The 12,346-nt window shown below is 66.6% G+C and carries 11 protein-coding genes; 9 read left to right on the top strand and 2 right to left on the bottom strand.

All coding sequences use genetic code 11. The features are described 5' to 3' along the window. The first annotated feature begins 10 nt into the window (after window positions 1-10). The 6 genes from ACIGJC_RS07250 (at window position 11) to ACIGJC_RS07225 (ending at window position 6,523) form a co-directional block, all read left to right on the top strand. The gene (locus ACIGJC_RS07250) at window positions 11-2,791 is read left to right on the top strand and encodes an Hsp70 family protein (RefSeq protein WP_483711325.1); all 2,781 of its coding nucleotides are present in this window, start codon (window positions 11-13) and stop codon (window positions 2,789-2,791) included. A gap of 93 nt (window positions 2,792-2,884) precedes the next feature. Beyond that, entirely contained in the window at window positions 2,885-3,793 is a 909-nt protein-coding gene (locus ACIGJC_RS07245; RefSeq protein WP_483711324.1) for a DMT family transporter, read from the top strand. Window positions 3,794-3,812: 19 nt separating this feature from the next. Then, complete coding sequence (locus tag ACIGJC_RS07240) at window positions 3,813-5,123, top strand: voltage-gated chloride channel family protein (protein WP_483711323.1); 1,311 nt, start codon at window positions 3,813-3,815, stop codon at window positions 5,121-5,123. Window positions 5,124-5,217: 94 nt separating this feature from the next. After that, the gene (locus ACIGJC_RS07235) at window positions 5,218-5,547 is read left to right on the top strand and encodes a DUF190 domain-containing protein (protein ID WP_483711322.1); all 330 of its coding nucleotides are present in this window, start codon (window positions 5,218-5,220) and stop codon (window positions 5,545-5,547) included. 67 nt (window positions 5,548-5,614) lie between these two features. Next, window positions 5,615-5,992 carry a DUF190 domain-containing protein gene (locus tag ACIGJC_RS07230; protein WP_483711321.1) on the top strand — a complete coding sequence of 126 codons (378 nt, stop codon included), beginning with the start codon at window positions 5,615-5,617 and terminating at the stop codon, window positions 5,990-5,992. Window positions 5,993-6,055: 63 nt separating this feature from the next. Continuing rightward, window positions 6,056-6,523: a CBS domain-containing protein gene (locus ACIGJC_RS07225; RefSeq protein ID WP_483711320.1), complete on the top strand. Its 468-nt coding sequence runs from the start codon at window positions 6,056-6,058 to the stop codon at window positions 6,521-6,523. Between the two features lie 6 nt (window positions 6,524-6,529). Here the strand turns inward: ACIGJC_RS07225 and ACIGJC_RS07220 are convergent, their stop codons facing one another. Both ACIGJC_RS07220 and ACIGJC_RS07215 read right to left on the bottom strand, forming a co-directional pair. Continuing rightward, on the bottom strand, window positions 6,530-7,375 hold the full coding sequence (locus ACIGJC_RS07220) for a class II glutamine amidotransferase (protein WP_483711319.1): 846 nt from the start codon (window positions 7,373-7,375) through the stop codon (window positions 6,530-6,532). A gap of 130 nt (window positions 7,376-7,505) precedes the next feature. Next, window positions 7,506-8,555: a DNA-binding protein gene (locus ACIGJC_RS07215; protein WP_483711318.1), complete on the bottom strand. Its 1,050-nt coding sequence runs from the start codon at window positions 8,553-8,555 to the stop codon at window positions 7,506-7,508. Window positions 8,556-8,695: 140 nt separating this feature from the next. Here ACIGJC_RS07215 and ACIGJC_RS07210 point away from each other — a divergent pair, with 140 nt between their 5' ends. The 3 genes from ACIGJC_RS07210 to tauA all read left to right on the top strand — a co-directional run bounded on the left by ACIGJC_RS07210 (window position 8,696) and on the right by tauA (window position 12,232). Next, window positions 8,696-9,916 carry a tyrosine-type recombinase/integrase gene (locus ACIGJC_RS07210; RefSeq protein ID WP_483711317.1) on the top strand — a complete coding sequence of 407 codons (1,221 nt, stop codon included), beginning with the start codon at window positions 8,696-8,698 and terminating at the stop codon, window positions 9,914-9,916. Window positions 9,917-9,988: 72 nt separating this feature from the next. Beyond that, entirely contained in the window at window positions 9,989-10,591 is a 603-nt protein-coding gene (locus ACIGJC_RS07205; RefSeq protein ID WP_483711485.1) for a ProQ/FinO family protein, read from the top strand. A gap of 645 nt (window positions 10,592-11,236) precedes the next feature. Continuing rightward, window positions 11,237-12,232 carry a taurine ABC transporter substrate-binding protein gene (gene tauA / locus ACIGJC_RS07200; RefSeq protein ID WP_483711316.1) on the top strand — a complete coding sequence of 332 codons (996 nt, stop codon included), beginning with the start codon at window positions 11,237-11,239 and terminating at the stop codon, window positions 12,230-12,232. The last annotated feature ends 114 nt before the right edge of the window (window positions 12,233-12,346 follow it).

The raw sequence follows: 12,346 nt of genomic DNA, 5'->3' as shown, positions 1-12,346 counted from the left end.
CAATGAAACGATGAAGCGGTACACCGTCGGCATTGACCTCGGCACCAGCAATACCGTGGTGGCCTATGCGGAGACAGGATCGGATGACATCCGCGTCTTCGACATCGACCAGCTCGTGGGCCTCGGCGAAGTCGCCGCGCGCCCCTTGCTGCCTTCGGTCCGCTACCACGCGGCGCCGGGTGAAATCAGCGGCGACGACCTGCAACTGCCGTGGCAATCGGCGGCCAGCGCTGCCGCGCGCCGCACGGTGTTCGGCCGGCTGGCGGCCGCGCTCGGCGCTCAGGTGCCTGGCAGGCTGGTGGCCAGTGCCAAGAGCTGGCTGTCGCATGCCGCGGTCGACCGCACCGCGCCCATCCTGCCCTGGGGCGCGGACGAGGAAGTCGGCAAGATCTCGCCGGTCGCGGCCAGTGCCAGCTACCTTGGCTACGTGGCTTCGGCGTGGAATCACCATTTTCCGGACGCAAGGCTGGAAGACCAGGACGTAGTCCTGACCGTGCCCGCGTCGTTCGACGAGGGCGCGCGCGCGCTGACGCTGGAAGCCGCGCGCATGGCCGGCCTGCCGGCGTTGCGCCTGCTCGAGGAACCGCAGGCCGCGCTCTACGACTGGCTGTTCCATCATCGCGAGACACTGGACGCGGACCTCTCGCAAACCCGGCTCGTCCTGATCTGCGACGTGGGCGGCGGCACGACCGACCTCACGCTGATCCGCGTCGACATGCAGGACGGGCAGCCGCAGCTGACGCGGATCGGCGTGGGCAACCACCTGATGCTCGGCGGCGACAATATGGATCTGGCGCTGGCGCACGTGGCCGAGGCGCGCCTGGGTCCCTCGCAGGCGCGCTTGTCCGCGTCGGGCCTGTCCCAACTGGTCGCGCGCTGCCGCGCGGCGAAAGAACAACTGCTCAGCGCGCAGGCGCCGGAAGCGGTCACGGTCACGCTGCTCGGCGCGGGCGCCAAGCTGATCGGCGGCGCACGCTCGGTGGAAGTCACGCGGCACGAGGTCGAACAACTCGTCGTCGATGGCTTCTTCCCCAAGGTGTCATCGAGCGAGCGTCCGGGACGCGCACGCGGCGCCATTGTCGAATTCGGCCTGCCGTATGCGTCGGACCCCGCCGTGACGCGGCACGTAGCGGCGTTTCTCGGCCAGCACGCGGCGCAGTCGCGCTCGGCGCTGGACCTGCCGCAGACGCAGGGCGATGCCTTGCCAATGCCGGACACGCTCTTGCTCAACGGCGGCGTATTCCGGGCTGAGGCGCTTGCAAGCCGCATCGCCGACACCCTGGGCAGCTGGCGCGGTTCGCCGCTCAATGTCTTGCACAACGCCGACCCCGATGTCGCCGTGGCGCGCGGTGCGGTGGCCTATGCGCGCGCGCGTTCGGGACAGGCGCCACGCATCGGCGGAGGCTCGCCGCGCAGCTACTTCCTGATGCTCGAAGACGGCGCATCCGGCCAGCAAGGTATCTGCCTGCTGCCGCGCGGCACCGAGGAGGGCCAGGAGATCCACCTCAAGGACCGGACTTTCGCGTTGCGCCTCGGGCATCCGGTGCAGTTCCATTTGGTCTCGTCGGTCGCCGACAGCGCCTACCGGCCCGGCGAACTGGCGGATCTCGCGAGCGCGGACTTCGTTCGCCTGCCGCCGATCGCCACCGTCGTGCAGCCACGCGGGGCCAGCGGGCCGAAGGAAACGCCGGTGCAGATCACGACGTCGCTGACCGAGGTCGGCACGCTCGAAGTCCATTGCCACGAGATCGCCGATACGTCGCAGCGCTGGCGGCTCGAGTTCCAGCTCCGCGGCAATGAGGCGCCCGCCCCGGCGCCCACAACGGAAACGCTCCACCCTTCCCTGCCACAGGCCATCGAGACGATCGACCGCACCTTCGGCGCGCGTTCGCAAGGCGTCGATCCGAAGGAGGTCAAGCGGCTGCGCGCGCAACTCGAACAGTCGCTCGGAGCGCGCGAGCAATGGGACAGTGCGCTGCTGCGCGAACTGTTCGCTGCCTTCTGGGAGCGCGCCAAGCGGCGTCGACGCACCGCCGACCATGAGCGCCTGTGGCTAAACCTGGCCGGCTACTGCGTGCGGCCGGGCTTTGGCTATCCGCTCGACGCATGGCGCGTCGAACAGCTCTGGTCGCTGTATGACCAGGGCATCCAGTACGTCAACGAGACGCAGAACTGGTCGGAATGGTGGACGCTGTGGCGCCGCGCGGCCGGCGGTCTCGATGAAAGCGCGCAACTGCGCCTGCTCGACGACATGGCGTTCTCTCTGCAGCCTCCCGGCAGCGGGCACTACAAGAAGCCGGCCGGTCCGACGCGTTCCGGTTACGCCGACATGGTGCGGCTGGCCGGCTCGCTCGAGAACATTGCCGCCGACCGCAAGATCGAGGTCGCCGAATGGCTGCTGAAGCGCCTGCGCAAACCGTCTGAAAACAACCAGAGCTGGTGGGCCGTGGGACGGATCGGTGCACGCCGGCCGTTCTATGGCAGCGCCCATGGCGTCGTGCCGGCCGAGGTCGCCGCGCAATGGGTGGAGGCGATCCTTGCGCTCGACTGGAAGAAGGTGGAACCGGCCGCCTTCGCCGCCACGCAGATCGCGCGCATGACCGGCGACCGCACGCGCGACCTGCCTGACGAAACCCGCGCAGCCGTCGTGCGCCGGCTTGAAGCCGCCAACGCGCCGCAAAGCTGGGTCGCCATGGTGCGCGAGGCCGTGGAACTCGATGCGGCCGATGAAGGACGCGTCTTCGGCGAAGCGCTGCCGGCCGGCCTGAAGCTGATCGGCGGCGCTCCCTGACATAGCGTTGCCTGCGGCAGCACGCCGGGCGCGGCAGCACCCATGCCGCGCCTGGCGGATAATGCTGCATTTTCGAACGCCTCCGCATCACCCATGCACGCAAGCGCCACCGGCACCAGACGCCTGGACTGGACCACACTGTTCCTGCTTACCTTTCCGCCGCTTAGCTGGGCCGGCAATGCCATTGTCGGCCGCCTGGCAGCCGGCACGGTGCCGCCGGTCACGCTGAATTTCGTGCGCTGGTTGCTGGCGGGCCTGCTGCTGGCCCCTTACGCCTGGCGCGGCGTCATCGCGCACCGCGAGATCCTGCGCCGCCATGCCGGCGTGATCGTCGCGCTGGGCATGCTGTCGATCGCCAGCTATAACGCGCTCCAGTACCTGGCGCTGACCACTTCGACGCCGATCAACGTGACGCTGATCGGCGCGTCCACGCCTCTGTTCCTGCTGATCATCGGGGCCACCTGCTTCAGGGAGAAGGTGAAGCCCTGGCATGTCGCCGGCGCGCTGCTGTGCCTGGTGGGTGTGTCGTTCGTGCTGGTGCGCGGCGAGATCGGCCGCCTGGCGCAGCTCGATTTCGTCGCCGGGGACCTGTTCATGCTGGCCGCCACCATCGCGTGGAGCGCCTACACGTGGCTGCTGCGCAAGCAGCGTCCCGACCTGCCGCTGCCCGTGCTGCTGTTCGCGCAGATCGTCACCGGCCTGGTGGTGAGCGCGCCCGTGACCGCGTGGGAACTGATGACGCTGGACCAGCCTTTGCAATGGAGCGGCAAGGTCGCAGCCATCCTGCTCTATGTGGCCACCATTCCTTCCCTGCTCGCCTACTTCGCCTGGGACCGCGCCATCGCCCGCGCCGGTGCCGAGCTGCCGGTCTTCTTCATCTCGCTGACGCCGGTGTTCGCGGCGCTGCTTTCCACGCTGTTGCTCGGCGACTGGCCGCGCTGGTATCACGCGGTCGGGCTCGTGACCATCGGGGCCGGCATCTGGCTGGCGCAGCGGCGCTGAACCTTCGAAGCGGGTCATCATGAAGAAGACGTTCGCTCCACCGGAGCAACTGGCCATGCTGGTCTATCTGGGCCGCTGGCTGTTTCTCGGCGCACTGGTCGGCATCCTGTCCGGCGCCGGCTCCGCCGTGCTGCTGCTCGCGCTCGACTGGGCGACGAATACGCGCCACGCAAACCCGTGGCTGCTCTGGCTGCTGCCGCTGGCCGGGCTGGCGGTCGGGTTGATCTACCACTACATGGGACAGTCCGTCGAAGGCGGGAACAACCTGCTGATCGATGAAATCCACGACCCGAAACGCATCGTCCCGAAACGGATGGCGCCGATGATCCTGCTCGGCACCGTCATCACGCACCTGTTCGGCGGTTCCGCCGGCCGTGAAGGCACGGCCGTGCAGATGGGCGGCAGCTTTGCCGACACCCTCACGCGGCTGTTCCGCCTCGGCAAGGATGCGCGCCGCATCCTGCTGATGTCCGGGATCAGCGCCGGCTTTGCCTCGGTGTTCGGCACACCGCTGGCGGGCGCGGTCTTCGGGCTGGAAGTGCTGGCCATTGGCCGCCTGCGCTATGACGCCATCCTGCCGTGCTTCATCGCGGCCATCGTCGGGGACCTCGTGCCGCCGTGGCTTGGCGTCCACCATACGATCTATGCCATTCCCGTGGTTCCGCAGATGGGGCTGCCGACGCTGGCGGCAGCCATCATGGCCGGCATTGCCTTCGGCATCACCGGCATGGTGTTCGCGCAAAGCACGCACCGGCTGTCCCGCGCGCTCAAGCGCGCCATCACGTTCGGGCCGCTGCGCCCGTTCCTCGGGGGCTGCGTGGTGGCAGGGGCCGCCTTGCTGCTTGGCACGGACAAGTATCTCGGCCTCGGCATCCCGACCATTGTCGACGCGTTCCGGCAGCCGCTGCCGGCCTACGACTTCGCGGGCAAGATCGCCTTCACGGTGGCAACCCTGGCCTCCGGCTTCAAGGGCGGCGAAGTCACCCCGCTGTTCTACATCGGCGCGACGCTGGGCAATGCGCTCGGCTATGTCCTGCCGCTGCCCTTCCCGCTGCTGGCGGGACTCGGCTTTGTCGCGGTATTCGCCGGTGCCGCCAATACGCCGATTGCCTCGACCATCATGGCGATAGAACTGTTCGGGCCGGAGGTCGGCACGTTTGCCGGCATTGCCTGCGTCGTGAGTTACCTGTTCTCCGGGCATACCGGCATCTACCACGCCCAGCGCGTCGGGCACGCGAAACGCCTGCGCGTGCCGGAAGGCTTGCGTCTCTCCGAAGTGGACGCCTACCGCAAGCAACAGAAAAAGGCTTCCACCGAGGAACAGGATTGACCGGATGATGGGGCTGGCCGCGGGCGAGCGTTATCGCTCCCCACGCGTTCCTCCAGAAGGGAGCATGCTGTGGCATGGCGCTGAAGGAGGAACCATGGAGCGCGGCTATCAGGTCACTTTCTATACCCAGCATGACCGCAGGCACGGCGACAAGCGGCTTGCGGAATGGCTGATGGACACGCTCCGGGAAATGGGTATCGCCGGAGCCACCATGATGGTCTGTTCGGAAGGCCTCGGGCATGACCACGAACTCCATCGCTACCACTTCCGCTCCCCGCATGACCAGCCGGTCGAAGTCTGCGTGGTGGTCAGCGAAGCGGATTGCGAGCGCGTGTTTCGCCGTCTCGATGACGAAGATGGCCTGGCGCTGTTCTACGCGCGCACGCCGGTCGAATTTGGCAATGCCGGGGGAAGCCAGGCGTGAATCGCCGATCCGTGAGCGGCCGCATCGCTGCGGCGGCGAGTAGACTGAATGCAGGATCCTTTTCCGCATGGCAATGCGATGGGAGAACATCGTGCATGGCTATCAGGTCACTCTCTATACGGTCGAGAACCGCCGGCACCATGGCAAGCAGCTCTCCCGCTGGCTGCTCGAAATCATGCGCGAGATGAACTTCCGGGGCGCCACCCACCTGATCGCCGCGGAAGGCATCGGGCACCATCACCGCTTCCATAGCTGGCACTTCGTCGAGCTGGCCGACCGCCCCGAAGAAATCACGATGATTGCGACCGAGTCGGAGATGCAAGCGCTGTTCGACCGCCTGGCCACCGAAGACGTGCATGTCTTCTACGCGAAGTTTCCGGTGGAGTTCGGCTTCCTCGGCAAGGCGGCGCCAGCCGCCGGCGGATCGCCCGGAAGCCATTCCTGACAAGCCATTGCCTGCGGATGAGGCCGGATGGCCTGGCCCTTCCCAGCCCCTGCGGAGACAACCATGAAGAAAGAGAGAAAGACGGCCCGCCAGATCCTGTCGGACAAGCCCCGTGAAGTCATTGCGGTCGGCCCCGATGATTCCGTGCTGGCCGCGCTGGCGCTGATGGCCGATAAAGACATCAGCACCGTGCTGGTCATGCAGGGTGGCAAGCTGGCCGGCATCGTTTCGCAGCGTGACTATTCGCACAAGGTCGAACTGGCGGGCCGCCGTGCCAATGAGACCAGGGTTCGCGAGATCATGACGACGCAGGTGGTCTGCGTCTCGCCGGCGCATACCTGCGAGCAGTGCCTCGCGCTAATGCATGCGAAGCGCATCCGGCATCTCCCTGTCATGGAGTCCGATCGCGTCGTTGGCGTAGTGTCGAGCCACGACGTGCTGGAAGAACTGTTCCGGGAAGACGAACATTTGCTCAAGGATATCGAGCACGACATGCTCAACCTGACCATCGACACCGGCGGGTGCTACTAGCAAACGCTACGTGGACAGATCAGGCATGCGCGGCGAAAAACGGCCGTAGTCGATCACGCCATCGCGCCCGGTCAGAATCGTGGCTTCAGGAATTTCCTGCCACACGCCCTGCACATCGATCAGCGGCTCGGACAGCACCAGGAAGGCATCGTCGCCGGCCGCGATGATGCGCGGATCATCGGGATACAGCGCGCGCAACTGGCGGAACGAGGTGCTGTGGAACAGCGAGCGCGACGCCGACTCGCTGGAGTACCGCACCGCAACCACTTGCTGGCCGTCGGTCACGCACACCGTCATATTGAGCGGATGCTCGACGCCATAGCGATGGCCGACCTCTTCGATCAGCCCGGCCATCTGCTCCAGCGCGGCGCGGGGGTCGCGCTCCAGCCCGAAGGTCAGCGCGAGATAGAACATGATCTCGGAGTCCGTGGAGCCTTCGATCCAGCGGAACAGCTGCGGCGACACGGCCATCATCAGGTCGCGCCGAATCAACGGAAACTCGCGGATCAGCCCGTTATGGACGAACAGCCAGCGGCCGAACCGAAACGGATGGCAGTTGGTTTCCTGCGTCGGTGTGCCGGTCGCAGCACGCACATGGGCGACGAACAGCGGCGCGCGCACGGCCCGCGCGGTCTCGCGCAGGTTGGTATCGCTCCAGGCCGGATGCAGGCAACGGTAGCGGAACGGCACCTCGGACTGACGTCCGTACCAGCCCACGCCGAACCCGTCGCCATTGGTCGTGGTGTGACCGAGCCGGGAATTCAGGCTCTGGTCGATCAGCGAGTGTTCCGGCTGGAAAAGCACCGCTTCAAGCGGAACGGATCGGCCTGAGTAAGCCAGCCAGCGGCACATGGTGCTCCTCCTCTGGATAACGGGTCCGGTGCCTCCCGGCCCACTCTCCAGTTTTAGGACGGCAATGCCCGAACGGCAAAGTACGGAGGAACGCGCCATGCTCGCGCGGATCTTCCGGGGGGCCGTCCGTTCAGCTTTCGGACGCCGGGCTTGCCTTGCGGCGCCCGCCGCTACGCTCGCGCGGCGCCACGCGCAAGGTGGCCAGCAACTGGCGCGCGAGCGCCGCTTCCGCTTCGCCGCGCTCGGCCCGGCGCTGCGCCGCCCCGAGTTCCGCCTGGACGGCCTCCAGGTCGCCCGCGGCCTTGCGCTGCGCCTGCTCGGCCAACCCGAGCCGATCGGCCAGCGCCGCCGCCTGCGCTTCCAGCTTGGCGCGGCCCTCCGCCTGCGCCACGGCGGCATCGCGCGCCTCGCTGCGTGCCGCCGCCAGCTCCGTACGCAGGTCGTCGGCCGTGCGCTCGCCCTTCTGGCGCGCTGTACGTTCCTGGTCCAGTTCGCGCAATGCGCGCCGTTCGCTGGCTTCCGCCCGTTCCTGGGCGATCTGCACCTGCTCGCGCGCACGCTCCAGTTCCGCCGAAAACTGCTTGCGCAGATCCGCCAGTTGCCGGCCGGCCGCCTCCAGTTCGGCACGGCCGGCATCCAGTCGCCCCTGCGTCGCGGCATGCGCCTGGCGCTCCGCGGCCAGTTCGGCCTGCACGGCGTCATGGGCCTGCCGTGCTTCGCCCAACTGCGCCGAGATCGCCATCGCGTCTTCGCGCGCGGCGGCGGTCTCGGCACGTGCGGCGTCGCGCTCCGCCTCGGCGGCAGCCGCTGCGTCGCGCGCTTCGGCCCGCAGCGCGGAGAGCGCATTGCTGGCGGCGTCGTTGGCGGCTTGCCAGATGGTCTTGACTGCCTCCGCGGCGACTTCCTTGAGCGCATCGGGCAGGTCGGGGTGATCGATCGTGACGCGCGTGCGCCCGCGCAAGTCCTGCCAGAACTGCTGAAGCACCTCCGCCGGCGTGCCCATGCTGCCCTTGCGCACCAGGCTATAGAGCTTGTTGGCCGTTGGCGTCACGCCGTAACGGAAGAACAGGAGTCCGCAGACCTCGCGGTACAAGGCGCGCGTTTCAGGAAAGCGCACACGCAATTCGGCGAGATCCGCCTGTAATGTGGCGTCGCTCAGGTTCAGCTCGGAAGTTGGCATGGGCGGCGAAGATGAAATCTATTTTGCGATATATTACTACGTATTACGTAATAAAATGAGTTCCTATGTGATTTATTTAGACATAAGTTTTCTTATGTCTATAATTACGTCGAAATCACATTTCCGACTTACCTCTCGCCATGAATTCCGCCCTGGATACCCGCGATCCGGTCGTTCACACCCTTCCCGCCATGCTGCCTGTGCCGATCGAACGCCTGCGGCTGCCCGCCGAGCTTTCCGGCACGCAGGGCACGAACCGTGCCCCGGCGCGCGGCGCGCAGATTGCCGCGTCCGATGACCTTGCCGCCATCGCCGCCTGGCTCGCACGCTACGCCAATAGTCCGGCCACGCTGCAGGCCTACCGGCGCGAGATCGAGCGACTCGTGCTCTGGGCGACGCTGCAGCGCGGCAAACCGCTTTCCTCGCTGACGCATGAGGATCTGCTGGCGTACGAGCACTTCCTGTCCGATCCCCAACCCGCGGCGCGCTGGGTACTGGCCGGCCAGAAGAAGCTGGCGCGCAGCCATCCGCACTGGCGCCCCTTCGCCGGGCCGCTGTCGCCATCCAGCATGCGGCAAGCCATGGTGATCCTGAACGCCTGTTTCGCGTGGCTCACCGAAGCCGGTTACCTGGGCGGCAATCCTTTATCGCTGTCCCGCCGCCGGCGCGGTCCGAACCAGGCGCGGATCACCCGCTACCTCAGCCATGCGTCGTGGGATGCCGTCAAGGATGCGATCGAAGCCATGCCCACGGACACCGACCGCGAGCGCCTGCACTCGGCGCGCTGCCGCTGGCTGTGCACGGTGCTCTATCTGGGCGGCTTGCGCGCCGCGGAAGTCGCGAGTACCACCATGGGCGCCTTTTTCTGCCGGCGTGACGCCCAGGGCATCGAGCGTTGGTGGCTGGAAGTCACCGGCAAGGGCAACAAGCCCCGGCTGGTTCCCGCGACCGACGAGCTGATCGCCGAACTGGCCCGCTATCGCCGCGCGCATGGCCTGCCGCCCACCCCGCAGATGGGCGAAGCGCGCCCGCTGGTGTTGCCGGTCATTGGCCGGGAAAAAGCGCTGTCTCGCGGCGCCCTGCACCTGGTCATCAAGGAAGTGTTCGGCATGGCGGCCGAGCGGCTGCGGGCGCGGGGGCCGGAATGGGCGGCGCAGGCCGACGTGCTCGCCAGCGCGTCGGCGCACTGGCTGCGGCATACGGCCGGCTCGCACATGAGCGACCGGCAAGTCGACCTGCGCCATGTGCGCGACAATTTCGGCCATGCCTCCATTGCCACCACCAGCATCTACCTGCACACCGAGGACGATGCCCGGCACCAGGCGACACAGGAACGGCACAGGATCGGGTGGACGAAGTGAATGCCCCGGCCTCGCTGCCGCCGCCCACCGGGACTGTTAGAATCCCCCAAAATTCTCAATTGGCAGGACAAGATGGGTTTCGAACAACTGGCAGCACTGAAGGCACAACTGGCAAAGCAGGCGAAGGAAGCCCGCCCGGCGAAGCAAGCGAAGGAAGCACGCCCGGCGAAGCAAGCACGTCCGGCAAACGACGCGCGTCCGGCGAAGCCTCCCCGTCCCCGCGCCGATGCAGCAGCAGCCAAGCCTGCCAATGCGGGCAAGCCCGTCGACCCGGTGATCCAGGCAATTGGCAAGCTGCAGAAGAGATTCCCGCTAGCCTTTCCCAAGAACCCTGCGCCGAAGGTGCCGCTCAAGGTCGGTATTTTCGAGGACCTGCTGCAGCACGCTGCGACGCTGTCGATGGACGAAGCGATGCTGCGTGAAGCCGTGCGGACCTGGTGCCGCGGCACGCGGTACTGGACTTGCATGGTCGAAGGCGCCATGCGCGTGGACCTGGCGGGCGAATCGGCCGGACAGGTGACGCTGGCGGACGCCAAGCGGGCCCAGCAGCAGCGCTCCCAGCAACATCGTGCTGCGCGGACACAGAAGGCCAAGCCGCAGCCTGCTGCGGAAGTTGTGAAGAGTGAAGCCGGTGAGCCGGAAGCTGTAAAGGATGAGGCGATCAAGCCGGAGTGATTTTGCACTCATGGGCCGCCTGGTCCATCGATCCTGCAAAGGCTGCTTTTCGCCGGCGTAGCCGGCGAGTCACTTTTTGTCCGGGCGACAAAAACGCGTCGCTTACCCTAACCGGCGAATATTGATGGTAGCGTGCGAAGAATTTCGTGCCGGTATTCGCTTCAGAGTCTGCACTGCTGCCTGCCGCGTGGTGCGCGTCCGCATTCAGGCGCTCCCGCAATGATTGAACCAGCCCCGAAGCTGTCCGTGGCCCGACACTGCCCGGCGATATTGCATCGTCCCCTACGGCTGCGCTACGCGCGGCTCAGCCAAAGAACCTCCCCGCGGCAACCTCCCATTTGCCCCAAAAAGCTGGACCCATCAAATCTTCCCCACTGGCTCTAACCCGGTATAGCGCGCTTCCCTACCATGGCGCTCACATGCCGCACAAAGCGACATGGACCGGCGCTCCCCGCCACCATCCGGGAAGCCCATCAAACAGAGAGGGTGCACAGACACCCCAGCCACCGGAGACTGGCATGCCTCAAGCAAAACTTCTTCTCCTCCTCGTTTAGGCACCACCCGCGGGCACCGCGCCGGTGCCGACCTACCGTGCCGCCTCCGCGGTCGGCATGCAAGCCGTCTCACTCATCGAGGAGTCTCATCATGCATTGGTTCAAGCAACTGGCAGCAGGCGTCGCGCTCGCGGCCGTCCTGGCCCCGTCCGCCTACGCGCAGAAGGAAGTCGTCATCGCCTATCAGGACATGGTCGTGCCCTGGCGCTATGCGCAGGACATGAAGGAGGTGGAGAAGCAAACCGGCTACAAGGTCTCGTTCCGCCAGTTCACCGGCGGCGGCGACGTGATCCGCGCCATGGCCTCGGGCCAGATCGCCATCGGCGAGGCCGGCTCTTCGCCGATCGCCTCGGCCCTGTCCCAGGGGCTCGATGTCGAACTGTTCTGGATCCTGGACGATATCAACGCCGCCGAAGCCTTCGTGGCCCGCGATGGTTCGAAAGTCACCAGCGTCGCCGACCTCAAGGGCAAGCGCGTGGGCGTGCCGTTCGTTTCGACGACGCACTACCACACGCTGGTCGCATTGGAGCAGGCCAAGATCAATCCGAAGGACGTCAAGATCATGAACATGCGTCCGCCGGAAGTCGCCGCCGCCTGGGAGCGCGGCGATATCGATGCCACCTTCATCTGGGACCCTGTGCTGGCCAAGGTCAAGCGCTCCGGCAAGGTGCTGACGACGTCGGGCCAGATCGCCGCGCAGACCGGCAAGGCCACCTTCGACGGCATGATCGCCAACAAGAAGTTCGCGCGCGAGAACCCCGACTTCATGGTCAAGTTCGTGCGCGTGCTGGCCGCCGCGGACGACAACTACCGCAATAACAAGGCCTCCTGGACGGCCGATTCGCCGAACGTCAAGGCAATCGCCCGACTGACCGGCGCCAAGGCCGAGGAAGTGCCGGCCAGCATGGCGCTGTACAGCTTCCCCACGCTGCAGGAACAAGCCTCGCCGCGCTGGCTCGGCGGCGGCGCGGCCAGCGCCTTGCGCTCGGCAGCCATCTTCCTGAAAGAACAGGGCACGATCCAGACCGTGTTGCCCGACTACAGCAGCGGCGTCAACGCCGAGTGGGTCCGGCGCGCCGCGCAATAACCCCAGCCATTTGAAGCGTCACGTAGCGGTGCCACCCCGGCCCCGCTGCCGAATCTGCCATCGCCCGCCCGTGCGGCCGGCGATGCGGCAAGCCACATCCCAAATTATCAGGAG

It is taken from the genome of Cupriavidus sp. C3SS-1 (assembly GCF_057073755.1).
Note: the sequence above shows the minus strand (reverse complement) of the source record. Positions and strands in the feature narration are given on the sequence as shown.